Source organism: Mycobacterium shinjukuense, from assembly GCF_010730055.1.
Taxonomy (GTDB): domain Bacteria; phylum Actinomycetota; class Actinomycetes; order Mycobacteriales; family Mycobacteriaceae; genus Mycobacterium; species Mycobacterium shinjukuense.
Map to the genome: position 1 here is coordinate 986,584 of NZ_AP022575.1, position 25,528 is coordinate 1,012,111.

Below are 25,528 nucleotides of genomic sequence, written 5' to 3' on the forward strand. Positions count from 1 at the left end.
CGCATGTGGTTGATTGTGAACGGATTGGGAAAGGACGGGTGTGGTGGCTACTCGGTTTATGACGGATCCGCACGCGATGCGGGACATGGCGGGCCGGTTTGAGGTGCACGCCCAGACGGTCGAGGACGAGGCCCGGCGGATGTGGGCGTCGGCGCAAAACATTTCCGGTGCCGGCTGGAGCGGTCTGGCCGAGGCGACCTCGCTGGACACCATGGGCCAGATGAATCAGGCGTTTCGCAACATCGTGAACATGCTGCACGGGGTGCGCGACGGGCTGATCCGGGACGCCAACAACTACGAGCAGCAAGAGCAGGCATCCCAGCAGATCTTGAGCAGTTAGGACATCAGCTATGACGATCAATTACCAGTTCGGCGACGTGGACGCCCACGGCGCCACGATCCGGGCGCAGGCGGCGGCGTTGGAGGCCGAGCACCAGGCGATCGTGCGCGATGTGCTGGCGGCCGGGGACTTCTGGGGCGGTGCCGGGTCGGTGGCCTGCCAGGAGTTCATCACCCAATTGGGCCGCAATTTCCAGGTCATTTACGAACAGGCCAACGCGCACGGGCAGAAGGTGCAGACCGCCGGCAGCAACATGGCGCAAACCGACTCCGCGGTGGGTTCGAGCTGGGCCTGATCTTCCTTGGCGTCGCGAGGCATGGCCGACAATCCGCGGGAGCGGATGACACCGGGGAACGGGTGCGCGCGCTGAGAGACACCCATTTCCGCCGGGCAACGTCACCAAACTGATTCCCGAACCGAATGCCTAACGCCAGGATCATGGCAACCTGGTGTCAGGATCTTGGGAAAAGCGCGGACTTTTGGTGCGGATTGTTTTACGATCCGTCGGTGGGTTTGCGCCCATGTACGGTCGTTGTCAGTATTCGTCGGAGCCGGTGATGCGGCTGACAGATGTGGGGTTGCGATGATTGCGGAATTCGCCTGGTTGCCGCCGGAGATTAACTCGGCACGAATCTTTGCCGGTGCCGGGCCGGGTCCGTTGTTGTCGGCGGCTGCGGCATGGGAGGGGCTGGCGTCGGATTTGCGGGCGTCGGCGGCGTCGTTTGATTCGGTGGTAGCCGGGTTGACCAGTGGGCCGTGGGCGGGTCCGACGTCGGTGGCGATGGCGGCGGCGGCCGCGCCGTATGTGGGCTGGTTGAGCGCGGCGGCTGGGCAGTCGGAGTTGGCGGCCAGCCAGGCGCGGGCGGCGGCGACGGCCTTTGAGACGGCGTTGTTGGCCACGGTGCATCCGGCGGCGGTGACGGCCAATCGGGTGTTGTTGGGGCTGTTGGTGGCGACCAACCTGTTGGGTCAGAACACTCCGGCGATTGCCGCCACCGAGTTCGATTATGTGGAGATGTGGGCCCAGGATGTGGCCGCGATGGTGGGGTATCAGGCCGGGGCGGTGTCGGTGGCCTCGATGTTGACGCCGTTTAGCGTGCCGCCGCTGGAACTGGCCGGGTTGGCCAGTCAGGTCAATGCGCAGGTTGCCGGGATGGCGGCGGCGGCGACGGCGGCGGTGTCTCCGGTGGCCGAGGGTGCGCTGCTGGCGGCCCCGGCCATGGTGACGGCCGCGCAATCTGCGGTGGCGGGCATGCCGGTGCAGTCGATGCTGTCGGCGGCGCAGATGGCGATGTATCCGGCCAGCATGATGTTGGGGCCGCTGATGAATGCGGCGCAGTCGGCGAACGCGGGCTCGGCCGGGTTGGCGAATGCGGCGGCGGCCGGGCTGGGTGCTGAGACGCCCAAGTTTGTCGGGGACACCACCCCGAAGGGTCTGGGTGGTGCGGGTCTGGGTGCGGGCGCGGCGGGCGAGCTCGGTAAGGCGCGGTTGGTGGGGTCGATGTCGGTGCCGCCGACGTGGCAGGGGTCGGTGCCCAAGGCGATGGCCAGCTCGGCGATGTCGGGGCTGGGCGCGCTGCCGGCTGAGTTGGCGCAGGCGGGGGCCGCCGGAACCGGTGGCATGGGAATGATGCCGATGCCGATGGGTATGGGCGGCGCGGGGGCCGGTATGCCCCCGGGCATGATGGGCCGCGGTGGCGCGGGTGCGCATGTGGTGCAGTCGCGCCCCAGCGTGATCCCGCGGACCGGCGTCGGATAGCGCCGACCGGTTGGAGGTTCTCCGGCGACCGTGTGGTAGCGGCTGCTGGCCGCCAATGCTTCGCTTCGGTGATCGGTATGCGGACGGGCTGCCTGTCGACGCCGATGCCCACGAGCCAGAACGGATCTGAACCTGACTCAGATATGCCCCATTCCGCTGGTCATCAGCAGAACCCCGAGCAGCGCGATGATCACCGCGCACAGCTGTTGTCGGCGAGCTTTGACCCAACCCTGCACCGTGGACATGATCTGGTCGGCCTTCCCCGGCGCCGCCAGCCGGCTGGCGAGCGGGACCTCGACGAACGCCAAGGCCACCAGGGTGTACACCCCGGCCGCAGTGATCTGACTGCCCACAGCGGCTCCCGAGCCCACAATGGCGGTCAGCGCCGCCAGGAACCTGAAGTCCACCAGCATCCCGATTCCGAGGATGAACGCCACCCGCAACGGCCTGGCCTGCAACGCCTCCCTCGCGCGCAGCGACAATCTGGCGACCGCGGTCGACGTCAGCACCCGCAGCGCAGATGTGGTGCCGCCGGTCACGCCCAGCCGCGCTCGGTGACGTGGCAAGACGCCAGCCGCGAGTCCGGCGATGAGCAAGGCCAGCACACCCATCGCGATCTGAATGTGTCCGGCGGTGGAGCCAGCGGCGGCGCTTTGCACCCGGTGCATGGCTGCGAGCGCGTAGTCGCGCAGCCCGAATAACACACCCACGGCCAGAACCACGCTGATTGCGATGCCGCCGAGCCAGAACGCGACCAGCTGACCGGCGGCACGAGGCCGCGACGATAACAGAACACTGATCCCGATTCGCACCGGGTCCGCGGTCGCCACCAGAGCCAACACCAGCACCGTGCCCCACATGGCACCGGACGCTACAGCGACGCCGCGGGTCGCGAAACCCGTTTTAGGCATCGATTTTCCGATCACGACCGAATTACTCGAGCCCGGGATTTTGTCTGGCGGCAAAGTAAGACGGCTCGAAGTGACATGCCCTCTCGTCGAAAGCGGATGACCGGTCGCTGACCTCGAAGAATGCCCCCAATGCGGGTGCGGAAGTCGGGCGGAGAAATGGTTCTATGAGGGTTCGATCAGGAACAAAGGATTGGATAAATTTTTTGGAACGTCCTTCGTATGGCGTTGTGCTGCAACCGTTGACGGCCGATAGCACCCAGGGCGTCGGCCGGGTGGGGTCACAGATCTCCTGCTGGCGACGCGCTCGCATCTGCTGTCGCCAGACAGGCCGCGCGCGACACGCCGCCTGTCGTATCGCGATTGCCCACCGTCGCATCTATACCGTGATTTCCACATGCGGGCAGGGAGGCAGGTCCAGTGAGCGCAAACCCATTTGTGGGAATGTCACGACGAGAGTTCTTGGCAAAGCTTACCGGCGCGGGCGCCGCGGCGCTGCTGACGGACTATGCCGGCCCGGTGATCGACAAGGCCTACGGCGCCGGGCCGTGCCCCGGTCATTTGACCGACATCGAGCACATCGTGTTGTTGATGCAAGAGAACCGGTCCTTTGACCACTACTTCGGCACGCTCTCGAGCACCCGCGGTTTCAACGACCCGTCGCCGGCGTTCGCGCAGAAGGGCTGGAACCCGATGACGCAGGCGCTGGATCCCGCAGGGACCACCATCCCGTTTCGCCTGGACACCACCCGAGGCCCCTTCCTGGACGGTGAATGCGTCAACGACCCCGAGCACCAGTGGGCCGCGATGCACCGTGCATGGAACGGCGGCGCCAACGACAACTGGCTTCCGGCGCAGGCGGTGACCCGGGCGGGACCTTACGTCCCCATGACCATGGGTTATTACACGCGCCAAGACATCCCGATCCACTATTTGCTGGCCGACACGTTCACAATTTGCGACGGCTACCATTGCTCGCTCTTGACCGGCACCCTGCCCAACCGGCTGTACTGGCTCAGCGCCCACATCGACCCGGCGGGCACCAACGGTGGACCGCAGCTCGTGGAACCGGGCTTCCTGCCGCTGCAGCAGTACAGCTGGCGAATCATGCCGGAGAACCTGGAAGAGGCCGGCGTGAGTTGGAAGGTTTACCAGGCCAAAGACGCCGGACGGTTCATCAACACACCCATCAGCAACAACGGGCTGGTCCAGGCTTTCAAGCAGTCCGCGGATCCGAGGTCAAACCTGGCCCGTTTCGGCATCGCACCGAGCTACCCCGTGGACTTCGCCGCCGACGTCAAGGGCAACCGGCTGCCGAAGGTGTCCTGGTTGGTTCCGCCGTTCATCCAGTCCGAACACCCCGCGCTGCCGGTAGCCCTCGGCGCTGTGTCCATGGTGACGGCACTGAGGATTTTGCTCTCCAACCCCGCGGTGTGGGAAAAGACCGCGCTGATTATCAGCTACGACGAAAACGGTGGCTTCTTCGACCACGTCACGCCCCCCACCGCACCACCGGGGACTCCCGGCGAATATGTCACGGTCCCCGACATCGACGCGGTTCCCGGGTCCGGTGGCATCCGCGGACCGCTCGGCTTGGGCTTTCGCGTCCCCTGCATCGTCATTTCGCCGTTCAGTCGCGGCGGCCTGATGGTCCACGACACGTTCGACCACACCTCGCAGCTGAAATTGATTCGCGCACGCTTCGGCGTGCCGGTCCCCAACTTGACCACCTGGCGAGACGGCGTGGTCGGCGACTTGACCTCGGCGTTCAACTTCGCCAGCCCGCCCAACCCGGGCAAGCCCCACCTGAGTCACCCGCTGCTGGCCGCCGTGCCGAAACTGCCTCAGTGCGTGCCCAACGTCGTGCTGGGGAGCACCGACGGCGTACTACCGAGCATTCCTTATCGGGTGCCCTTTCCGCAGTCCATGCCAAACCAGGAAACCACGCCGGTACGCGGGATTCCCAGCGGGCTCTGCAGCTAAATGGAAACCGCGCCTAGTTTCTGCTGAACCCGTCGGCGCGCGTTTGCGTTAATTGTGGGAGCAAACCTCTCGACGATCGCGACAACGGCGCGCGGCTTGGCTGGCAATACACACAAGCCGTGCCCGACACGCCGGTCGGCGTATCGGTCCGGACCGTCATCGTAACTATACCGTGATCAGCAAGCGGCGGCGGGCAAGGAGGGCGTGTGGGGAGCGAGCACCCGGTCGACGGAATGACTCGTCGGCAATTCTTTACGAAGGCTGCCGCCGCCACCACGGCCGGGGCTTTGATGTCATTGGCCGGTCCGATAATCGAAAAAGCCTACGGTGCGGGGCCGTGCCCGGGTCATTTAACCGATATCGAACACATTGTGTTGTTGATGCAGGAGAACCGGTCATTCGATCACTACTTCGGCACGCTATCTGGCGTCCGCGGGTTCGATGACCTCACCCCGCCGGTGGTTTTCGCGCAAACGGGTTGGAACCCGGCGACGCAGGCGGTCGATCCCGCCGGCACCACGCTGCCGTTCCGCTTCGACACCACCCGGGGTCCGCTGGTCGCCGGCGAGTGTGTCAACGACCCCGACCATGGCTGGATTTCCCAGCACGAGTGTCTGAACGGCGGCGCCAACGACCGCTGGCTGCCGACGCAGGCGCAGTTCAGCGCGCTGCCGGGCAATGTGCCCGTGACGATGGGCTACTACACGCGCCAAGACCTGCCCATCCACTACCTGCTGGCCGACACCTTCACGGTCTGCGACGGCTACCACTGTTCGCTGCTGGGCGGGACCACGCCCAACAGGCTGTACTGGATGAGCGCCTGGATCGACCCCGACGGCACAGACGGCGGGCCGGTGCTGGTCGAGCCCAACATCCAACCGCTGCAGCACTACAGCTGGCGCATCATGCCGGAAAACCTCGAAGACGCCGCCATCAGCTGGAAGGTCTACCAGAACAAGCTGCTGGGGGCACTCAACAATACGGTCGTTGGCTACAACGGGCTGGTCAATGATTTCAGGCAGGCCGCGGACCCGCGGTCGAACCTGGCCCGCTTCGGCATCGCCCCGACCTACCCGGTGGACTTCGCCGCCGACGTCAAGAACAACCGGCTGCCCAAGGTCTCCTGGGTGCTGCCGGGGTTCCTGCTGTCGGAGCATCCGGCATTCCCGGTGAACGTGGGCGCCGTTGCGATCGTCGACGTCCTTCGGATCTTGCTGTCCAACCCGGCGGTGTGGGAGCGAACCGCGCTGATCGTCAACTATGACGAGAACGGTGGCTTCTTCGACCACGTGGTGCCACCGACGCCGCCGCCGGGGACGGCCGGCGAATTCGTCACCGTCCCCGACATCAACTCGGTGCCGGGATCCGGTGGCATCCGTGGCCCGATCGGTCTGGGTTTCCGGGTGCCCTGCATCGTCATTTCGCCCTTCAGCCGCGGCCCCCTGATGGTCCACGACACCTTCGACCACACATCGACCCTGAAGTTCATCAGCGCGCGGTTCGGTGTGCCGGTGCCCAACATCAGTGCCTGGCGGAACGCCACCGTCGGCGATATGACCTCGGCGTTCAACTTCGCCGTCCCGCCAAACTCCTCGAAACCCAACCTGGACCACCCGCGGCTGCAGGCGCTTCCGAAGCTGCCGCAGTGCGTTCCCAACGCGGTGTTGGGCACGACGACGAAGACATCCATTCCCTATCGTGTGCCATTCCCGCAAGCCATGCCCTCCCAGGAAACCACGCCCGTCCGCGGAATTCCCAGCGGCCCGTGCTGAGTAAAGATTCTCCAATGGCAGCGAATTCGATGGGTAGCGCGACGTTGAACGACATCATTGCCGGTACGTGAAATTCGCATCCGGTACGCCGTTTAGCGTTACGAAGGAGGACGGGCGAGGTGCGTCGAAGCCCATTCGCTTCAATGTCGCGTCGGGAATTCCTGGCAAAGGCCACCGGTGCCGGTGCCGCGGCGTTTCTGACGGACTGGGCCGCCCCGGTCATCGAAAAGGCTTACGGTGCCGGCCCCTGTCCCGGCCATTTGACCGACATCGAGCATATCGTGTTGTGCCTGCAGGAGAATCGGTCGTTCGACCACTACTTCGGCACGCTCTCCGCCGTCGACGGATTCGACACCCCGACGCCGCTGTTTGCGCAGCACGGCTGGAATCCGCAGACCCAGTCGCTTGACCCCGCCGGCATTACCCTGCCCTACCGCATCGATACCACCAGGGGGCCCAACGGCGTTGGTGAATGCGTCAACGACCCCGACCACCAGTGGATTGCCGCACACTTGTCCTGGAACGGCGGCGCCAACGATGGCTGGCTGGCGGCACAAGCCAGAACCCGGTCGGTGGCCAACACCCCGGTGGTGATGGGCTACTACGCGCGTGCGGACATACCGATCCACTACCTGCTGGCGGACACGTTCACGATCTGCGACCGGTACTTCTCCTCGCTTCTGGGCGGGACCATGCCCAACCGGCTCTACTGGATCAGCGCCACCGTCAACCCCGACGGCGATCGAGGCGGGCCGCAGATCGTCGAGCCCGCCATCCAGCCGAAGTTGACCTTCACCTGGCGCATCATGCCGCAGAACCTCAGCGACGCCGGCATCAGCTGGAAGGTCTACAACAGCAAGCTGTTGGGCGGGCTCAACGACACGACGCTGAGCCGAAACGGCTATGTGGGCAGTTTCAAGCAGGCGGCAGACCCCAGGTCCGACCTGGCCCGCTACGGCATCGCGCCGAGCTACCCCGGCGACTTTGTCCGCGACATCATCAACAACAGGCTCCCCCAGGTCTCCTGGGTCGTCCCGCTCACCGTCGAGTCCGAACACCCCTCGTTCCCGGTGGCGGTGGGGGCCTGGACGATCGTGAATCTGATCCGAGCATTGCTCCGTAATCCGGCGGTCTGGGAGAAAACCGCGCTGATCATCGCCTATGACGAGCACGGTGGCTTCTTCGACCACGTCACACCGCCCACGGCGCCGGCGGGCACGCCCGGCGAATGGATCCCCAACAGTGTTGACATCGACAAGGTCGACGGCTCCGGCGGCATCCGCGGGCCCATCGGTTTGGGCTTTCGGGTCCCGTGTTTTGTGATCTCGCCCTACAGCCGGGGTGGCTTGATGGTCCACGACCGGTTCGACCACACCTCACAGCTGCAATTGATCGGCAAGCGGTTTGGGGTGCCGGTTCCCAACTTGACCGCCTGGCGGGCCAGCGTGACCGGCGATATGACGTCGGCATTCAATTTCGCCGTACCGCCAAACCCGTCGCCGCCAAACCTGGACCGCCCGGTGCGTCAGCTGCCGAAGGTCGCCACGTGTGTGCCCAATCTGGTGCTGGGACTGGTGAACGAAGGGCTGCCCTATCGGGTGCCGTATCCGCAGTCGATGCCGAGCCAGGAATCCGGACCCGCCCGCGGCCTGCCCAGCGGCATCTGCTAGCCGCTCGACGGTGCCCACCAGCCCGGCCGGATGATGCCGTCGACGTGAAGTTGTCGTCCCCCGGCGGCACGCGGACGTGGGTGGGTAGGCGTGCCGTCCAAACCCGCGGGGTGTCCCGGCAGAGAATTCGGTGAAATTCGGATTATTTCGCCGAAATTGCCTTACGATGCTGAGTGCTCGGTGGTGCGGCGTGGCCATCGGGTGATTGTGTTTCGGATGGCAGTGGAAGGGGACGGCGTGCTATTGCCTCTTGGCCCGCCCTTGCCGCCCGATGCGGTGGCGGCGAAACGGGGTGAGTCGGGCTTGCTCGGGGGTTTGTCAGTTCCGCTGAGTTGGGGCGTGGCGGTACCACCCGACGATTATGACCACTGGGCGTCGGAGTCCAAGGAGGGCGCCGGCGCCGACCTCGTGCCCGGCGCGGTGGATCCGGAGCCCGTCGCCGCCGGCATGGAGGACGAGTGGGAGGGCTGGGCTGCGTGGCGCGAGTGGGAAGCCGAAAACGCCGAACCGCGCTTTGAAGTGCCACGCAGCAGCGCCAGCGTGATACCTCACTCTCCGGCAGCCGGTTGAGAGAGAGGGGGAAGAGGACAGTCGTTGGTTACGGTGATCGGCGACTTAGGTTCCCGCGGTCGGCGATCGCAACAGTCAATCTGCACATCAATCTGCACGAGTAGTCCCAGGTAAATTCAGGTAGCAACAAGGAGACAAGCAACATGGCAACGCGTTTTATGACCGACCCGCACGCGATGCGGGACATGGCGGGCCGGTTTGAGGTGCACGCCCAGACGGTCGAGGACGAGGCCCGGCGGATGTGGGCGTCGGCGCAAAACATTTCCGGTGCGGGCTGGAGCGGTCTGGCCGAGGCGACCTCGTTGGACACCATGACCCAGATGAATCAGGCGTTTCGCAACATCGTGAACATGCTGCACGGGGTGCGCGACGGGTTGATTCGCGACGCCAACAACTACGAGCAGCAAGAGCAGGCCTCGCAGCAGATCCTTAGCAGCTAGCACCGGACCGTCGGCTTCGATTCAGGAGGACATCAGCTATGACCATCAACTACCAGTTCGGCGATGTGGACGCCCACGGCGCCACCATTCGCGCGCAGGCGGCGTCGCTGGAGGCCGAGCACCAGGCGATCGTGCGCGATGTGCTGGCCGCCGGGGACTTTTGGGGCGGCGCCGGGTCGGTGGCCTGCCAGGAGTTCATCACCCAGTTGGGGCGCAACTTCCAGGTGATCTACGAGCAGGCCAACGCCCACGGCCAAAAGATCCAGACCGCCGGCAGCAACATGGCGCAAACCGACAGCGCCGTCGGCTCCAGCTGGGCCTAAGGCCGAGCACCTGTGGTTCGCGGCGGGCGCGCACCGGTGGCTAGCCGGTCCGCCAGCCGTACCGGTTGACCGCGCACGCACACGCACGGGTGGCCACTGGCCCCCTGCGCGTGCGGGCGCGGTTTGATGGCTGGTGTGGCCCGGTTGGGGTCAGAACCGCCCACCGCCACCCATGAAGCCGCCGTCAGATGGGCCCCAGCTCGAGCCGCCCGGTGCGTTCGCCGAGCCGCCGAACGAGGTGGGGCTCCAGCCGCCGAATCCACCCCGCAGGCCCCCGCTGAGCAGGTCACCGATGATGATGCCGCCCAGGATCGCGCCGACGTCGCTGCCGCCGCCACGGGTGTAGGCGCGCTGAGCCGATCGCACGTCGGCGTTGGCCAGCGACTGCGCGTCGGCGGCCAGCGTCGACGCCGCATTGGCGTAGTTGATCGCCTCAGCCAGGTTGGTCGGCTGGGTGTCCCGGGCGGCCCGCAGCTGCCGTTTTGCCTCGGCGAGCCGGGTTCGGGCTTCGGGCCCGATGCTGCCGCGCCGAGTGTCGATGTAGTCGGACACCGCGCGCACCCGCGACTGAGCGGTGAACAACGCCTGCTCGAACGACCGGTTGAGCCGATCGGCGTTGGCCCGCTCTTGGGCCAGCGCGGCCAGCTGCCGGCCGAGGTCCGCGTCGGCCTTGGTCAGCCGGGCAAACGCGCCCAGCGGATCGTCGGGCCCAGCGCCGCGGGCACCGTCCAGCGCCCTGGCCGCCGCATCGCGCGCCGCGATCAGGTCACCGGTGTGCGCGGACACGGTGCCATGCGCACGCTGCAGTTGCTCGTTGGCGTGCTGGATGCTGGCCTGGATGTCGGCCAGCGCCGACGGCAGCGCGGCCACGGCGTGGCGGATGTCGCCGGCCGCGCGGTCCACCGCATCCAGTAGCGCCCGGGCCTGCCCCAGAGCGGACTCGGCGGCCCGCACGGAATCGACCAAGACGGTCTGCTGTCCGCTGACCGCGCGGGTTGCCAGTTCGCGCGCCGAGCCGATGGCGCGGTCGGCGAACGCCAGCCGTTCCTGGGCGGTGCTGACGTTGCCCGCGACCGACGTCAGTGCCGCGGAACCGAATTCGTTGTGCAGCTCGGCGAGCCGTTGTTCGGTGGGGGCGATGCGGGTGGTGAGTTCGACGTACTGCTGGGTCAGCAGATCGAGCCGGGACGGGGCGGTGATCACCAAATCGCGCAGTCGCTCGAAGGCCTCGGTCTGTGACTCGAGTTCGCGGTCGGCCTGCGCCGCCGACACGATCACCCGGGTGAGCAACTCACGCCGCTGGACCGGCGTTTCCGGGATGCCGTCGTCGAGTTGCTGGCGAATGGTGAACGCCTGGGAAAGGGCCGCTTTGGCGTTGTTCACCGCCTGGGTGAACGGTGCCGTTCGCTGGTCGCCGAACTCGTCGATGGCCAGGGCGAGCTCGTTGGCGCTGGTGCGCAACGCGTTGTCGACATCGACCACCATCGCCCGAGACAGGTCGTCAAGGGTATCCAGCGGCACGGCGGCCAGCGCCATCGGGTTGGTGGCGTCGACGCGCCGCGCCGCGGCCAACGCGTCGGCGCGCCGCCGTCGGGCGCGGCGGCGCATCACCATCAGCAGAACGGCCACGGCGACGACGATGACGCCCAGCGCGATCAGCAGCGTCACCCGGCCCGCCGAACTGGGTGATTTGTTGAGGCCGTTGGCTGCGGCCACCGCCGCACCGCTGAAGTCGCCGGTGCGCAGCGCCGGTTCGATGTGATTGCGGCGCAGGTTGTCGACCTGGCTTGGGCCGACGCCGGGCACCGTGGACGGCACCAGGAAGGCATACGCCCGGCTGGTGGTGGCCACGGCCAGCAGCACGTCGTCGTTGCCCAGCTCGCTGGTCTGCATCGTGCGCTGTGCCCAGCTCACCGCGGCCTGGTCGGAGAAGGTGTCGACGTAGACCACCCAGAGCCGGATGTGCCGGTCGGCGTAAAGATTGTCGATGGCTGAGGTCACCGCGGCGCGACCGGTAGCCGTCAGCACGCCCGCGTCGTCGGTGAGGTAGCCCGGCAGCCGGAATGGTGGTTGCGCGCCGGCCGGTGGCGCCGGCAGCACCCCTCCGGTGAGGCCCACGATCGTCAGGATGACGCCGAGCAGGCGAGCGATGCGCATACGGCCAATCTAGCCCGGCGCCCCGGTCCCCATATCCGATCTGCCTGGCAGACTGTGCCTCGGTGATGACGAATCAGCAAGACCCCTACGACGACTTCGACCGTCAGCGACGGGTGCGGGAGGCGCCGAAGACCGCGGCGTTGCCGGGGACCGAGGGCCAGCACCGCACCGCCTTCGCCCGCGACCGAGCCCGCGTGCTGCACAGCGCCGCGCTGCGCAGGCTCGCCGACAAGACACAGGTCGTCGGGCCCCGCGAAGGCGATACTCCGCGCACCCGGTTGACCCACTCGCTGGAAGTGGCCCAGATCGGGCGGGGAATGGCGGTCGGCCTGGGCTGCGATCTGGATCTGGTCGAGTTGGCCGGTCTGGCACACGATATTGGGCACCCGCCGTACGGGCACAACGGGGAACGGGCGCTCGATGAAGTCGCCGCCGATTGCGGCGGTTTCGAGGGCAACGCCCAGAACTTCCGCATCCTGACCAGCCTTGAGCCCAAAGTTCTTGATGCACGAGGATTTAGCGCGGGTCTCAACCTGACCCGGGCATCGTTGGACGCGGTCACCAAATATCCGTGGACGCGGACCGAACCAGGGCCTCGCAAGTTCGGGTTCTACGAGGACGACCGCGAGGCCGCGGCCTGGGTCCGCCGCGGCGCGCCCAGGGATCGGACCTGCCTGGAAGCACAGGTGATGGACTGGGCCGACGACGTGGCGTACTCGGTGCACGACGTCGAGGACGGGGTCGTTTCCGAACGCATCGACCTGCGCGTGCTCGCCGACGAGGACGACGCCGCGTCGCTGGCCAAGCTGGGGGAAAGCGAATTCGCCCGGCTGAGCGCCGACGACTTGATGGCAGCGGCCCGGCGGCTGTCGAGGTTGCCGGTGGTTGCCGCGGTCGGCAAATACGACGCCACCTTGTCGGCGGCGGTCGCGCTCAAACGGTTGACCAGCGAGCTGGTGGGCCGGTTCGCGTCGGCCGCGATCGCGACCACCCGCGCCGCGGCCGGTCCGGGGCCGCTGGCGCGTTTCCGGGCCGACCTGCAGGTGCCCGACCTGGTGCGTGCCGAGGTTGCGGTGCTGAAAATCTTGGCGCTGCAGTTCATCATGAGCGACCCACGGCACCTGGAAGCACAGGCCCGGCAGCGAGAACGCATCCACTGGGTGGCCCACTGGCTCTATTCCGGGGCACCGCAGACGCTCGACCCGGTGTTTGCCGCCGCGTTCAACACCGCCGCCGACGACGGTGCCCGGTTACGGGTCATCGTCGATCAGATCGCCTCCTACACCGAGGGTCGGCTGGAACGCATCGACGCCGGTCAGCTCGGCCACAACGCTTAGACTGAGCCCCGTGTCGAGTCCAGGTCGGTCCAGGATCTCCGATCGCGACATCGCCGCAATCCGCGAAGGTGCCCGCATCGAGGATGTGGTCGGTGACTACGTTCAGCTGCGCCGCGCCGGCGCCGACTCGCTCAAGGGCCTGTGTCCGTTCCACCACGAGAAGTCGCCGTCCTTTCACGTGCGGCCCAATCACGGCCACTTCCACTGCTTCGGCTGCGGCGAAGGGGGCGACGTGTACGCGTTCATCCAGAAGATCGAACACGTCAGCTTCGTCGAGGCGGTCGAACTGCTCGCCGACCGGATCGGCCACACCATCAGCTACACCGGCGCGGCCACCAGCGTGCGGCGTGACCGCGGCAGCCGCAGCAGGCTGATCGCCGCCAACGCCGCCGCGGCGGCGTTCTACGCGCAGGCGCTCGAATCCGACGAGGCGGCACCGGCGCGGCAATACCTCACCGAGCGCAGCTTCGACGCCGCGGCCGCCCGCCGCTTTGGCTGCGGATTTGCCCCCTCGGGCTGGGACTCGCTGACAAAGCATTTGCAGCGCATGGGTTTTGAGTTCAAGGAGCTGGAAGCCGCGGGCCTGTCCCGGCAAGGTCGGAACGGTCCGATCGACCGGTTTCACCGTCGGCTGCTGTGGCCCATCCGCACCTCGGCCGGTGAAGTGATCGGGTTCGGGGCCCGGCGGCTGTTCGACGACGACCCGATGGAGGCCAAGTACGTCAACACACCGGAGACGGTGTTGTACAAGAAGTCGTCGGTGATGTTCGGCATCGACCTGGCCAAGCGCGACATCGCCAAGGGACATCAGGCCGTTGTGGTGGAGGGCTACACCGACGTGATGGCCATGCACCTGGCCGGGGTCACCACCGCGGTCGCCTCCTGCGGCACCGCATTCGGTGACGAGCACCTGGCGATGCTGCGCAGGCTGATGATGGACGACAGCTTTTTTCGCGGCGAACTGATCTATGTGTTCGACGGCGACGAGGCCGGCCGCGCGGCCGCGCTCAAGGCGTTTGCGGGTGAGCAGAATTTGGCGGGTCAATCCTTCGTCGCGGTGGCCCCAGACGGCATGGACCCCTGCGATCTGCGGCTGGCCCTCGGTGACGGCGCGCTGCGCGACCTGGTCGCGCGGCGAACCCCGTTGTTCGAGTTCGCGATTCGTTCCGCGCTCGCCGAAATGGACCTGGACAGCGCCGAGGGCAGGGTGGCCGCGTTACGCCGCTGCGTGCCGATGGTGGGCCAGATCAAGGACCCCACGCTGCGCGACGAGTACGCCCGCCAGCTCGCCGGCTGGGTGGGCTGGGCCGATGTCGCGCAGGTCGTCGACCGGGTACGACGCGAAGCCAAGACGTCCACGAGCTCCCGCCGGGGTGGGCCGGGATCGAAGGCCGCCCGCCGGGCCGGGCCGGAGCCCGCCGACCAGCCCGCCGCCGAGGCCGCTGCCGCTCGTCCCGACCCGCGCGACCCGACGCTGTGGCCGCAGCGTGAGGCACTCAAATCGGCGTTGCAGTACCCGGCGTTGGCCGGCCCGGTGTTCGACGGCTTGGCCGTCGAAAGCTTCACCCATCCCGGATATGCGGCCGTTCGCGCCGCCATCGATGCCGCCGGTGGCACGGCGACCGGCATCTCCGGGGCGCCATGGCTCGACGCGGTGCGCCGGCAGACCACGTCGGCGCTGACCGCGGGCCTGATCACCGAGCTGGGGGTGGAGGCGATCCGGGTCGAGGACGACAAGCTGCCGCGCTACATCGCCGGGGTGCTGGCCCGCCTGCAGGAGGTGTGGGTGGGCCGGCAGATCGCCGAGGTGAAGTCGAAGTTGCAGCGCATGTCGCCGATCGAACACGGCGACGAGTATCACGCGCTGTTCGGCGACCTGGTCGCCATGGAGGCCTACCGGCGCAGCCTGCTGCAGCAGGCCAGCGGCGACGATCTGACCGCCTGAGGCGGGTTCGCCTCAGCGCGCGCTGTGCACCTGCGGCTCGACCCTGTGGTCGCCGGGGCGCTCCACCGGCCGGTCGGCTGGCCTGGTGAGAACGGCCGTCCGATCGTCGATCTCGGCCAGGGTCACCAATCCGGTATCGGGTGAGATCCGATTGGCGATCTTGCGACGCCCCCCGTCGATCAGCGACCTGGCGAGGGGGCTGCCGGTGAGCGCGCGATACGTGCCCACCAGCTGCTCGTAACGGCGGCGCCCGGCCTTTGCGCCCAGCACGTAACCCAGTCCCAGCACGGCGACATACCCGATCAAAGCGGTCCCTCCGACGTATGTTGCGTCTATCCTGCCTCATGCCCCCGAGCGCGGGCGCGCCGCATCTTGCCGGGAGGCCCGCGCAATCCCGCTAGTTGGGCGCGAGCATGCCAGTACGCTAGAGTCGTCCCGCGATCTGCGCCAGCCTTCGCCGGGGCCCGCTGATCCCCTGTAGCTCAATTGGCAGAGCGTTCGGCTGTTAACCGAAGGGTTGAAGGTTCGAGTCCTTCCGGGGGAGCGGTACCGGGTGGTGCGGCCCGACGACGCTGTTCGGCGGGTTTTCTCACGATCTCCCCAGAGACCTCTAATCAGCAGATTACAGGCGTGTAATTTCAGCGGACCGCGTTAAACTCGATGTCATGGCCTGCATGCTGGCATGCATCGCAGCAGCATCAGCAGCACTGATCGCGCTGAGTCCAGCAACGATCGCGTCGGCCCGAGCGGACAGCTCCGACGACGTGGCGTTTATCACTACCCTCGACTGGTTCAAGGTACCCTACCCGGGTACGGCGCAAGCGATCCAGCAGGCCAAGGCGCTTTGCCTGTTTTATGCGGTCAACGATGCCTTTTTTGAGCGTGGCGCGATCGAAATCCTCAAGTACAATCCCGATTACACCATCGACGATGCTGCTCATTTCGCCGGTGCCGCTACCGCGATCTACTGCCCCGAGCATGGCCCGCGATGATCACGAAAAATCCATTCTCCGTTGCCATTTCCCGCCTAATCTGAATCATGTTGGAGCGGAACATAACTCTGTTACGCTGCTGACCTGTGATCGAAGGGTTGAAGGTTCGAGTCCTTCCGGGGGAGCCGACGGTCGCGGTCGTCTCCGGCCGACCCCCGTTCGACGCTACGCCGCCGACGGGCGGCGAAGCCGGGTGACGACCGGGTATAGCTGGCAGCCAAGGCAGATGCCGAACGCGGCGTTGAGGAAGGCGGCGAACAGCGCGGACGCGGTCGCGACCATGCCCAGCACCGGGACGGCCGCCGCAAAGCCGACCACCCCGATGACCGCGAAGACCAGCCCGACCAGCTGGGCGAACTTCAGCGGTGGCACCGGCTCACGTTCGCTGACCGGTCCCAGCCGGGGCGCCACCAGCCTGGCGAACAGCAGCCCGTAGGGGCTCCGGCGCGGCCCCCGCGCCGCGCCGATCGCGAACACGGCGGCCTGGGCGCTCAGGATCACCGCCGCGGCCGGTTGGCTGAACGCTGACACGGCCAGCGCCACCACCAGAATGGCGGTGGTAATCCACGCGGCGAACCGCGGCCCCCGCACGTCTACTTGGTCGGTATCGGACGTCATCACACGCTCCTGTCGCGGGGTCGGACCAGCCAACGAACTGAAACGATCGGTTGCGCCGACGAGTGGGCGCGGCCGGCTCAGCGGCTAATGCGGCGACACCAACAACCCGCGGCGCGGCACAGCTCCACCGGGCAGCGCTTGCTGAGTCGCGGCTGCATACGGGCGGACATGGTGGCGATGCTACCCAGTAACTGGCCGCTCAAGCCAACAGCGGACGCAGCGCCGCCCGCAGATCGGCCGCCTTCGGCACACCCGCGGTGCGGTATCGCTGCCGCCCGTCGACGTCGAAGATGAACGTGGAGGGCAGCGAGAGCACCGATAACCGCTGGGCGGCGACCGGGTTGGCGTCGATGTCGAACTCCACGTGTGCCACCCCGGGCAGGTCGGCGCACACCTGGTCGATCACGCGACGCACCGCGGCGCACGGCCCGCACCAGTGGGCGCTGAAGTGCACGACGGTCGGCCCCGTGGTGGATAGGCCAAGGTCCGATGTGTCCCGATCGGACCCGGCGACGGTGCCGGGGCTGACCGCCCGCAGAACGCCCGAGCGGTGATTGGCCACCGCGCCGATCACGGTGGCGCTGGACAATGCCGCCAGGGTGGCGGTCGCGGCGAGCACAACACTGCTCACATCGGTCACCTCAGATGGAAAAGTCTTCGCCGTGCCACACCCCGGCCTCCGGCGGCCGGATGACGCGTTCGGGCGGCGGGCCGGCCTGGGCGCCGGGTTGCTTTCCGTTGCCCCGGGCCTCCAGCCGGGCCACCCGGATCAGCAGGGACCGCAGGCCCACCCCCACCAGATCGGGCAGCACCGAGTCGTCCGCGCTGGCGGGGCCGGGACTGCTGACGATCTGCCCGGGAACCCCGACGACCACGGCGCTGCAGGGGACCTCCTTGACCACGACGGCGTTGGCGCCGATCCGGCTGTCATCGCCGATCTTGATCGGGCCGAGGATCTTGGCGCCCGCGCCGACGATCACCCGGTCGCCGATGGTGGGGTGGCGTTTGCCGGTTTCCCGGCCGGTGCCGCCGAGGGTGACGCCGTGAAAGAGGGTGACGTCGTCGCCCACCTCCGCGGTTTCTCCGATCACCACGCCGGTCGCGTGGTCGATGAACAGGCCGTGGCCCAGCACGGCGCCGGGATGGATGTCCACGCCCGTCAGGATGCGGGTGAGCTCCGCGAACGCCCGTGCGGCCAGCCGGGCCCCGCGACCCCACAGCCAGTGGCTGATCCGATGGCCCCACACCGCGTGCACGCCCGGGTAGCAGAAGATGACCTCCAGCGCGGTGGGCCTGGCCGGATCACGCTCCCGGGCCACCCGGATGTCACGCCGTATCGCGTCCAGCATCGCTAGTCACCCAAGTCGGCGAACAGCGCGGTGCTCAGATAGCGCTCGCCAAAGTCGGGCAGCACCACGACGATCAGCTTGCCGGCGTTCTCCGGCCGGCGGGCCACCTCGAGCGCCGCCCACGCGGCCGCACCCGAGGAGATGCCGACCAGCAATCCCTCTTCCCGGGCCAGCCGCCGCGCCAGGTCGAGCGCGTCGTCGTTGCCGACGGTGAGGATCTCGTCGACCAGTCCCAGGTCCAGCACCGGCGGGACAAAGCCGGCGCCGATGCCCTGGATGGGGTGGGGACCCTTCTGTCCACCGGACAGCACCGGTGACGCGGCGGGCTCCACGGCGACGAACCGCGCCGAGGGCCGGCGTTCCTTGATCACCTGGGCCACCCCGGTGATGGTGCCGCCCGTGCCGATCCCGGATACGAAGATGTCGACCTTGCCGTCGGTGTCCTTCCACACCTCTTCCGCGGTGGTGACCGCGTGGATGGCCGGGTTCGCCGGGTTTTCGAATTGCTGAGGTATGAAATATCGGTCGTCGGTCTTGGCCAGCTCCTCGGCCTTGGCGATGGCCCCGGCCATGCCGTCGGCGCCCGGGGTGAGGATGAGCTCGGCGCCGTAGGCGCGCAGCAGCATCCGACGCTCGATGCTCATCGTTTCCGGCATGGTCAGCACGCACTTGTAGCCGCGTGCGGCCGCCACCATCGCCAGCGCGATGCCGGTGTTGCCGCTGGTCGGCTCCAGGATGATGGTGTCCGGCCTGATCAGCCCCGCCTGCTCGGCCGCATCGATCATGGCCACCCCGATGCGGTCCTTGACGCTGCCGGCCGGGTTGAAGGATTCCAGCTTGGCGACGACGTCGGCCACGGCGCCCTCGGTGACCCGTTGAAGCCGGACCAGCGGCGTGTTCCCGATTAGTTGGGTGATGTTCTCCGCGATGCTCATCTGCCTTCTCTCAGAATGTCGGACCAGGCCTCGTCCCAGCTGATGTCGAATTCGATGATCACGTCCGTGGGTACGGTCAGGGCAACCGGGGTGAACCGGTGCGGTGAGCCGTCTGACGCCACCCCGGTGAGCACCCGCCCGCCGATGGGGCGTGGGGTGGTCGCGGTCAATGTTATTGCCGACGTGCCGGGAGCGCGACGCAGGTAGAAGTCGATGCCCGGGTGGACGGTGCTGTCGATCGCGCGGCCGTCGACGTCAACGATGGCGTGGCCGGCGCCGGCACTCAGCCGCAGCGGGATGCGCACCCGGAACGGGCCGATGAGATCGGATTCGGCGGTCGCGTCGGTCGGGATGAGTCGGGGTTCCTCGGTTTTCCGAACGGCCTGCTCCGCCCCCGCCAGCAGGTAGTTGTAGAGGTGCACGACGCGGTCGGCGTTGCGATAGTGGCGGCTACCGGTCAGCCAGAAACCTACATCGTCGATGGTGGGCGTGCTGCCATCTGGTGTCGTCGCGATCAGCCGATAGTAGCGGTAGCCGCGCCCTCGGTTGCCGTGGCTGCTGGCCGACAGGGTGCTGCCGACGCCCAGGGTGCGTCGGTACCGGCCCCGACCCGGTCGCGTGGTCAACTGTGAGCCGGAAATGTCTTGCCAACCAAGGCCATCCACCGACTTCTGTAACTTTACGTCGACGGCGGTGATGGATTGGGTCTGCAACGAGTAGCCGCCCAGTTGTGGGTGGCCGTCGAATTCGAAGGTGATCGCTGCCCCGTGCGAACGGCGCATGCCGACCGGCACGTTCAGCGGTTGGGTGTCGAGGGCCAGGCCGTTGGTGAGATACCAGATCGCCGCCTGGGTTCCGGCGATCGCTTCGTGTTCGCTGATGTTGGCCGGCCCCAGGGGGTAGCCGGCGTCGCGCAATTGTTGGCTCAGTTGCGCGGTTGAACGCGTGGGGAAAGAGTGGCGCAGCGATGGCTGGTCGGGTGCGGTGCCATGGAAATCCAGCGAGTAGGCCTGCAGGTTCGGGTTGAGTTTGATCAGGTCGGTGTGCGCCGAGCTGCCGTCGGCGAACACGATCCGGTCGACCGTGTGCGAGTAGGTGCCGCCCTGGTAGCGGGTCATGCGGGTGAGTTCGGTGACGGGCCGGGCCAGAATCCGCCGAGAAGTCGCCACCGGCGCGCGCGTGCGACGCGGTGTGGATAACACGGTCATGGGTGGTTGATCTTTCTGAAGACGTGGTGCGCGCGTCGGGGCCGTGTCGAGGGCGGACCGGAGCACCGCCCGCAAACCGGACGAGCGCGACGATTGCTAGCGCGTCAGAAAATCAACAACAACAACAGCGCACGGCGAGGCAGCGCGTGGGAACCAATCGCAGCTGGACGGCCTGTTGCATGGCCCACACTATAGGGCATCGACCGCGGTTTCGGATGTTTCCCCTGGTTGAAGGTGTTCTGGGGACCGCCAACGCCCCCGACGAGGCTCAAAACGAGTCTCAGGCGCTCGGCGATCTCGCCGCCAGATAGCTTGCCAACGCTACGAAGACCGTTCCGCAGCTTTCGACGATCACCCCGCGCCGGTCGCTGCATCTGCTCGGCTGGGTGCCGGTGGAAGCCGGCATCTATCGGGTGAACCGGGTGGTCAACCCGGAGCGGGTCGCGGTCAAGGCCGAAGCGGGTGCCGGCACCGAGGCACCACTGCCGGAGACCTACGTCGACTATGAGACCAGCCCGCGCGAGTACACCTGCGGACGATTTCGACGCCCGTGTCCAACGCGCTGGGCACCGCGACGCCGGTGGCCAAGATCGTCGAGTTGGGTCACCGCTACGGCGCCCGATCAACGGCGCCCAGTCGATTCAGCATCTGCCGGTCAACGTCGCCGAGCTCGGCGTCGACTTCTTTGCGTTCTCCGGACACAAGATCTATGGCCCCACCGGGATCGGCGTGCTCTACGGGCGCGAGGATGCGCTCGCCGAGACCCCGCCGTGGCAGGGCGGGGGAAACATGATCGCCGACGTCACCCTGGAACGGTCGCTGTATCAGGGGCCGCCCAGCAAGTTCGAGGCCGGCACCGGCAACATCGCCGATGCGGTCGGGTTGGGGGAGGCGCTGCGTTACGTCGAGCGGGTGGGCATCGAGCGCATCGCCGCCTACGAGCACGCGTTGCTGGAGTACGCCACCCCACGCCTGGCCGACATCCCCGGTGTGCGGCTGGTGGGCACCGCCACCGAGAAGGCCAGCGTGTTGTCGTTCGTTGTGGCCGGACGCGATCCGCTCGAGGTCGGCAAGGCGCTCAACGCCGAAGGCATCGCGGTGCGTGCCGGCCATCACTGCGCCCAGCCGATCCTGCGTCGGCTCGGGCTGGAAGCCACGGTTCGCCCGTCGTTTGCGTTCTACAACACCCACCGGGAGATCGACGTCTTCCTCAACGCGGTGCGCCGCATCGCCGAGGGCGGCACCAGCCTGGGCTGAAGCGCCGCGCACCGAATCCGCACAACGAGCTGACCCGGCAGGCGCCGCCGCCTAAAGTTCATCTCCAGATCGCCACCGAGTAATCCGCGAACTGGGGCACCGCATGAACCGCACACAGCTCCTCACCCTGGTCGCCACGGGTCTTGGCCTGTTCATGATCTTCCTCGACGCGCTGATCGTGAACGTGGCACTGCCCAAGATCCAGGAACGCTTCGCTGTGGGCGAGGACGGACTGCAGTGGGTGGTGGCGGCCTATAGCCTCAGCATGGCGGTCTTCATCATGTCGTCGGCAACACTCGCCGATCTCTACGGCCGCCGTCGTTGGTACGTGGCGGGTGTTTTCCTGTTCACGGCGGGGTCCATCGTTTGCGGGTTGGCGCCCTCCCTCGCGGTGCTAGCCACCGCGCGGGGCGTCCAGGGTTTGGGTGCGGCGATCGTCAGCGTGACCTCGCTCGCTCTGGTCAGCGCGGCCTTTCCGGAACCGACGCAGAAGGCGCGAGCGATCGGGATCTGGACCGCCCTGGCCAGTGTCGGCGTGACGGTGGGCCCGACACTCGGCGGTCTGCTGGTGGACCAATGGGGGTGGCGCAGCGTCTTTTACGTCAACGCTCCCGTGGGCGCGCTCGTCATCCTGCTGACTCTGGGCTTCGTCCAGGAGTCACGCAACAGGCGGGCGCGGCGCTTCGATCTATCCGGGCAGACGTTGTTCATCGTTACCACGGGCACCTTTGTGTGCGCGATCATCGAAGGCCCCCAGGTCGGCTGGACGTCGCCGCGGATCCTCGCGCTGTTCTCGACGGCCACCGTCGGCTGGTTTCTCTTCTTGTGGTGCGAGCGCAGGTCATCGGATCCGATGATGGATCTGACCTTGTTCCGCGACGCCTCGTACGCGGTGTCCATCGCAACCATGTGCACGGTGTTCTTCGCTGTCTACGGGATGCTGCTGCTCACCACACAGTTCCTGCAGAATGTGCGTGGCTATACCCCGAGTGTGACCGGAGTGTTGATCCTCCCATTTGGCTTGGCCCTGGCCATCGTGTCGCCGCTGGTGGGGCAACTGGTTGCCCGGATCGGCGCGCGGGTCCCGATCCTCGTGGGGCTCTGCCTGTTGATGCTGGGTCTGCTCACGCTGATCGCCAGCGAGCACCGGAGCTGGTCCCTGGTGCTGGCCGGACTGGGCCTGTGCGGCACCGGCCTTGCGCTGTGCCTGACGTCGATCACCACGATCGCCATGACCGCGGTGCCCCAGGACCGCGCGGGGATGGCGGCCGGCATCATGAATGCCCAGCGGGCGATCGGCTCGACGATCGGGTTCGCGGTCATGGGCTCTTTCCTGGCGGCTTGGCTCGCGGCCACCCTCGAACCCCATCTGGTGCCCGCGGTGCCCGATCCCGTCCAGCGGCACGTCGTCGCCGAGGTCATCATCGACAGCGCCAACCCGCGAGCGCATGTGGGCGCGATTGTGCCGGCGCGGCAGATCGCACACCGTGACCCCGTCGCGATTGCGGAAGATGACTTCCTCGACGGCATTCGGGTGGCGTTCCTCATCGCCACCGTATCGCTGGTCTTCGTGTTCCTGGCCGGCTGGCGCTGGTTTCCGCGTGGTGTCCGTACCCCGGACAGCGATGCCGAGCGCGCGACTGCAGGCACCGCCGATCGCTGAATCCCGGAATCGACGGGGGTGGCCCGCCGGCGGGTTAGTCGTACACCGGCCGCCAGATGGTGTCGCGGATGGCTTGGCCGACATCGTCATGGGTCTTGGTGGCCACCCCGTCGGCGACGGCGGCCCGATAGACGGCCTCGGCGACGCTCGTCGAGACCGCGCACAAGTCTTGTACATCAGGCAACAGGGAATCCCCGGGCATGGCCGGATTAGCTTGGCGAGCAATGGATTTCGCTGCCGCTTGCAGCATGCCCTGGGTGAGCAGCCGGGCCCCGGCGACGATCACGCCCAGTCCGATGCCGGGGAACACCAGCACATTGTTGGCCTGGCCGATGGTGTAGCTGGCGCCGCCGTGGTCGACGGGCGCGACCGGGCTGCCGGTGGCAATCAGGGCCTTGCCGTTCGACCAGGCCAGGATGTCGGCCGGCATGGCTTCCATGCGCGAGGTCGGGTTGGACAACGGAAAGATCATCGGCCGTTCGCAGGCTGCCGTCATCGCCTCGACGACCTCCCGGGTGAACGCGCCGGAGACCGCCGAGCAGCCGAGCAGGATCGTGGGGGCGGCCAACTTGATCGCGTCAAGCAGCCCGACCCGATCCCCGGCGCCCAACCGATGGCGATTCTTGGCGTAGGGCGCCTGGAAATCGCGCAGGTCCGCCATGTCGTCGAAGAGCAGGCCGTGCTTGTCGATCGGCCAGATCCGCGAGGTGGCCTGCTCGCCGGTGGCGCCGTCGGCGACCATCGCGTCACGGATCTGATCGGCCACCCCCATGCCGGCGGTTCCCGCGCCGAAGACGATCACCGTCTGATCCCGCACCGGGACGCCGGTGATATGCGAACCGCCGTCGATGGCCGCCACCACCACCGCGCCGGTGCCCTGCACGTCGTCGTTGAACACGCAGTAGTCCGCACCATAGGTCGCCAGAATCATCCGAGCGTTCGCCGGACCGAAATCCTCGAAATGCAGCATCGCCCGCGGGAACAGCCGGTGAGCGGTCTCGATGTAGCGCTTGATGAACTCGTCATATTCCGGGCCGCGGCGTCGCGCGTGCCGATTGCCCAGATAGAACGGATCCCGTAGCAGCTGCTCGTTGTCGGTGCCGACGTCCAGGGACACGGCCAGGCAGCGGCGCGGATCGATGCCACCGCCGGCGGTGTAGAGCGCCAACTTGCCCACCGCGATCTGGATGCCACCGACACCCCAGTCACCGATGCCCAGGATGGCCTCGGCGTCGGTGCACACGATCAGGTCGACGTCGTCGGGTCCCAGCCCCAGTGTTTCGAAGGCTTTCGCGATCTCGTCCGGTTCGTCGATGCTGAGAAACAGTCCGCGCTGGCCACGGTATTCGTCGGAGAAGCGCTGGATCGCCTCGCCGACCGTGGGTGTGTAGACCACCGGCATCAGCTCGGGCAGATGGTCGACCAAGACCTTGAAGTACAACACCTCGTGGCGGTAGTGCAGCTGTTCGAGAAGCAGATTGCGGCCCAGATCCGTGGCCAGGCTCTGCAACTGGAGCCACACCCGTTCGGCCTGCTGGTCGAGCGTGAGCACCGCGGACGGCAGCCGTCCGGTCAGCCCCAGCCGTCGGCGCTGTTCGTGGGTGAAGCCGACCCCCCGATTGAGGCTGGGGGCGGCCAGCGCGGGCGGGATCCGTGGCACGCGGGCCTGGCTCATCGCAACCTCCGTCGCCGACATGACGCGTCACGTCACGGTAACCGAGGCGCTCGCGGCTTTCTGCCCCGGTTGGGTGACCTTGGCGAGGCTGACCGCGCACGCCTGGTATTCCGGCTGGCGCGATATCGCGTCGACGGCGTCGTTGGTGACGGCGTTGATCGCCAGGTATTCGCCGAAGGCGTCGTTCCAGTGGAAGGGTGCAAAACAGTCGCCTGGCCGCACCCGGTCGGTGACCACCGCCGGCGGCACCGCGCGGCCACGCCGGGATGCGATTTCGACCGCGTCGCCGTCGCGGATCTGAAGCCGGTTGGCATCGTCGGGATGGATCTGCACAAACGGGCCCGGGTTGAGCCTGTTGAACTTGGCGACCATGCCGGTCTTGGTCAGCGTGTGCCAATGATGCGGCAGGCGCCCGGTGTTGAGCAGGAACGGGTAGCCGGCGTCCGGCATTTCCGCGGGCGGCAGGTAGGGGCGGGCGAAGAACAGCGCACGACCGTTCGCGGTCGGAAACGCCAAGCGCGGCAGGTGGCCGTCCGCGCGAACCAGCCGCGTCTGGCTGACACCGTCGTTGCGGTAGCGGTGCGGCGCGGGTCGACGACGATCAGTTGGGCGCCGGCCTTGACGCGC

At 67.2% G+C, this 25,528-nt stretch carries 23 protein-coding genes, 1 tRNA gene and 2 pseudogenes; 16 read left to right on the forward strand and 10 right to left on the reverse strand.

The annotated features are described in order from the left end of the window. Positions 1-43 precede the first annotated feature (43 nt). The 3 genes from esxJ (G6N20_RS04260) to G6N20_RS04270 all read left to right on the forward strand — a co-directional run bounded on the left by esxJ (G6N20_RS04260) (position 44) and on the right by G6N20_RS04270 (position 2,099). Positions 44-340: a type VII secretion system ESX-5 protein EsxJ gene (gene esxJ, locus G6N20_RS04260; RefSeq protein ID WP_083052697.1), complete on the forward strand. Its 297-nt coding sequence runs from the start codon at positions 44-46 to the stop codon at positions 338-340. 10 nt (positions 341-350) lie between these two features. Beyond that, positions 351-635 carry a WXG100 family type VII secretion target gene (locus tag G6N20_RS04265; protein ID WP_083052694.1) on the forward strand — a complete coding sequence of 95 codons (285 nt, stop codon included), beginning with the start codon at positions 351-353 and terminating at the stop codon, positions 633-635. 288 nt (positions 636-923) lie between these two features. Continuing rightward, positions 924-2,099: a PPE family protein gene (locus G6N20_RS04270; protein ID WP_163662818.1), complete on the forward strand. Its 1,176-nt coding sequence runs from the start codon at positions 924-926 to the stop codon at positions 2,097-2,099. 137 nt (positions 2,100-2,236) lie between these two features. On the opposite strand, the gene G6N20_RS04275 is transcribed toward G6N20_RS04270, so the two are convergent. Next, positions 2,237-2,959: a GAP family protein gene (locus tag G6N20_RS04275; RefSeq protein ID WP_179961516.1), complete on the reverse strand. Its 723-nt coding sequence runs from the start codon at positions 2,957-2,959 to the stop codon at positions 2,237-2,239. 468 nt (positions 2,960-3,427) lie between these two features. Here G6N20_RS04275 and G6N20_RS04280 point away from each other — a divergent pair, with 468 nt between their 5' ends. The 6 genes from G6N20_RS04280 to G6N20_RS04305 all read left to right on the forward strand — a co-directional run bounded on the left by G6N20_RS04280 (position 3,428) and on the right by G6N20_RS04305 (position 9,765). Beyond that, positions 3,428-4,990, forward strand: coding sequence for a phospholipase C (locus tag G6N20_RS04280; protein WP_179961517.1), 1,563 nt, complete (start codon positions 3,428-3,430; stop codon positions 4,988-4,990). 233 nt (positions 4,991-5,223) lie between these two features. Next, positions 5,224-6,762, forward strand: a complete 1,539-nt coding sequence (locus G6N20_RS04285; RefSeq protein WP_083052554.1) for a phospholipase C — start codon at positions 5,224-5,226, stop codon at positions 6,760-6,762. A 143-nt stretch (positions 6,763-6,905) separates the two neighbouring features. Continuing rightward, complete coding sequence (locus G6N20_RS04290; RefSeq protein ID WP_083052555.1) at positions 6,906-8,432, forward strand: alkaline phosphatase family protein; 1,527 nt, start codon at positions 6,906-6,908, stop codon at positions 8,430-8,432. A gap of 237 nt (positions 8,433-8,669) precedes the next feature. Further along, complete coding sequence (locus G6N20_RS04295; RefSeq protein WP_142272247.1) at positions 8,670-9,002, forward strand: hypothetical protein; 333 nt, start codon at positions 8,670-8,672, stop codon at positions 9,000-9,002. A gap of 143 nt (positions 9,003-9,145) precedes the next feature. Next, positions 9,146-9,442 carry a type VII secretion system ESX-5 protein EsxJ gene (gene esxJ, locus G6N20_RS04300; RefSeq protein WP_163662691.1) on the forward strand — a complete coding sequence of 99 codons (297 nt, stop codon included), beginning with the start codon at positions 9,146-9,148 and terminating at the stop codon, positions 9,440-9,442. Positions 9,443-9,480: 38 nt separating this feature from the next. Next, positions 9,481-9,765 carry a WXG100 family type VII secretion target gene (locus tag G6N20_RS04305; protein ID WP_083052703.1) on the forward strand — a complete coding sequence of 95 codons (285 nt, stop codon included), beginning with the start codon at positions 9,481-9,483 and terminating at the stop codon, positions 9,763-9,765. 150 nt (positions 9,766-9,915) lie between these two features. Here the strand turns inward: G6N20_RS04305 and G6N20_RS04310 are convergent, their stop codons facing one another. Next, positions 9,916-11,922 (reverse strand): TPM domain-containing protein, encoded by a 2,007-nt coding sequence (locus G6N20_RS04310; protein WP_083051237.1) that lies wholly within the window; start codon positions 11,920-11,922, stop codon positions 9,916-9,918. A 65-nt stretch (positions 11,923-11,987) separates the two neighbouring features. Between G6N20_RS04310 and G6N20_RS04315 the strand changes: the two genes are divergently transcribed. Together G6N20_RS04315 and dnaG are read left to right on the forward strand one after the other, a co-directional pair. Next, a complete protein-coding gene (locus G6N20_RS04315; protein WP_083051235.1) occupies positions 11,988-13,259 on the forward strand; it encodes a deoxyguanosinetriphosphate triphosphohydrolase in 1,272 nt (423 codons plus the stop codon). 10 nt (positions 13,260-13,269) lie between these two features. After that, the gene (dnaG, locus tag G6N20_RS04320; protein ID WP_142272167.1) at positions 13,270-15,204 is read left to right on the forward strand and encodes a DNA primase; all 1,935 of its coding nucleotides are present in this window, start codon (positions 13,270-13,272) and stop codon (positions 15,202-15,204) included. A gap of 12 nt (positions 15,205-15,216) precedes the next feature. Here the strand turns inward: dnaG and G6N20_RS04325 are convergent, their stop codons facing one another. Next, positions 15,217-15,510, reverse strand: a complete 294-nt coding sequence (locus G6N20_RS04325; RefSeq protein WP_083051232.1) for a hypothetical protein — start codon at positions 15,508-15,510, stop codon at positions 15,217-15,219. Between the two features lie 165 nt (positions 15,511-15,675). Between G6N20_RS04325 and G6N20_RS04330 the strand changes: the two genes are divergently transcribed. Then, positions 15,676-15,748: transfer RNA gene (locus G6N20_RS04330), tRNA-Asn, on the forward strand. Positions 15,749-15,869: 121 nt separating this feature from the next. Then, on the forward strand, positions 15,870-16,196 hold the full coding sequence (locus G6N20_RS04335) for a DUF732 domain-containing protein (protein WP_083051229.1): 327 nt from the start codon (positions 15,870-15,872) through the stop codon (positions 16,194-16,196). Positions 16,197-16,361: 165 nt separating this feature from the next. Here the strand turns inward: G6N20_RS04335 and G6N20_RS04340 are convergent, their stop codons facing one another. The 5 genes from G6N20_RS04340 to G6N20_RS04360 form a co-directional block, all read right to left on the reverse strand. Continuing rightward, a complete protein-coding gene (locus tag G6N20_RS04340) occupies positions 16,362-16,814 on the reverse strand; it encodes a DUF4395 domain-containing protein (protein ID WP_083051227.1) in 453 nt (150 codons plus the stop codon). 199 nt (positions 16,815-17,013) lie between these two features. Further along, entirely contained in the window at positions 17,014-17,445 is a 432-nt protein-coding gene (locus G6N20_RS04345; RefSeq protein ID WP_083051247.1) for a thioredoxin family protein, read from the reverse strand. A gap of 10 nt (positions 17,446-17,455) precedes the next feature. Then, positions 17,456-18,163, reverse strand: a complete 708-nt coding sequence (gene cysE / locus G6N20_RS04350) for a serine O-acetyltransferase (RefSeq protein WP_083051225.1) — start codon at positions 18,161-18,163, stop codon at positions 17,456-17,458. A gap of 2 nt (positions 18,164-18,165) precedes the next feature. Beyond that, complete coding sequence (gene cysK, locus G6N20_RS04355) at positions 18,166-19,098, reverse strand: cysteine synthase A (protein ID WP_083051222.1); 933 nt, start codon at positions 19,096-19,098, stop codon at positions 18,166-18,168. Continuing rightward, entirely contained in the window at positions 19,095-20,306 is a 1,212-nt protein-coding gene (locus G6N20_RS04360; RefSeq protein ID WP_083051220.1) for a TQXA domain-containing protein, read from the reverse strand. The genes cysK and G6N20_RS04360 overlap by 4 nt, the downstream gene beginning before the upstream one ends. A 215-nt stretch (positions 20,307-20,521) precedes the next feature. Here G6N20_RS04360 and G6N20_RS21900 point away from each other — a divergent pair. The 3 genes and pseudogenes from G6N20_RS21900 to G6N20_RS04375 form a co-directional block, all read left to right on the forward strand. Continuing rightward, positions 20,522-20,836 (forward strand): annotated as a pseudogene (locus G6N20_RS21900) (hypothetical protein); the annotation flags it as partial. A gap of 11 nt (positions 20,837-20,847) precedes the next feature. Beyond that, positions 20,848-21,563: pseudogene (locus tag G6N20_RS04370) on the forward strand (aminotransferase class V-fold PLP-dependent enzyme); the annotation flags it as partial. A 103-nt stretch (positions 21,564-21,666) separates the two neighbouring features. Further along, positions 21,667-23,226, forward strand: coding sequence for a DHA2 family efflux MFS transporter permease subunit (locus G6N20_RS04375; RefSeq protein WP_083051218.1), 1,560 nt, complete (start codon positions 21,667-21,669; stop codon positions 23,224-23,226). Positions 23,227-23,260: 34 nt separating this feature from the next. On the opposite strand, the gene G6N20_RS04380 is transcribed toward G6N20_RS04375, so the two are convergent. Then, positions 23,261-24,901, reverse strand: a complete 1,641-nt coding sequence (locus G6N20_RS04380) for an NAD-dependent malic enzyme (RefSeq protein WP_083051244.1) — start codon at positions 24,899-24,901, stop codon at positions 23,261-23,263. 27 nt (positions 24,902-24,928) lie between these two features. Then, positions 24,929-25,417, reverse strand: a complete 489-nt coding sequence (locus G6N20_RS21015) for a molybdopterin oxidoreductase family protein (RefSeq protein ID WP_232065429.1) — start codon at positions 25,415-25,417, stop codon at positions 24,929-24,931. Positions 25,418-25,528: the final 111 nt, after the last annotated feature.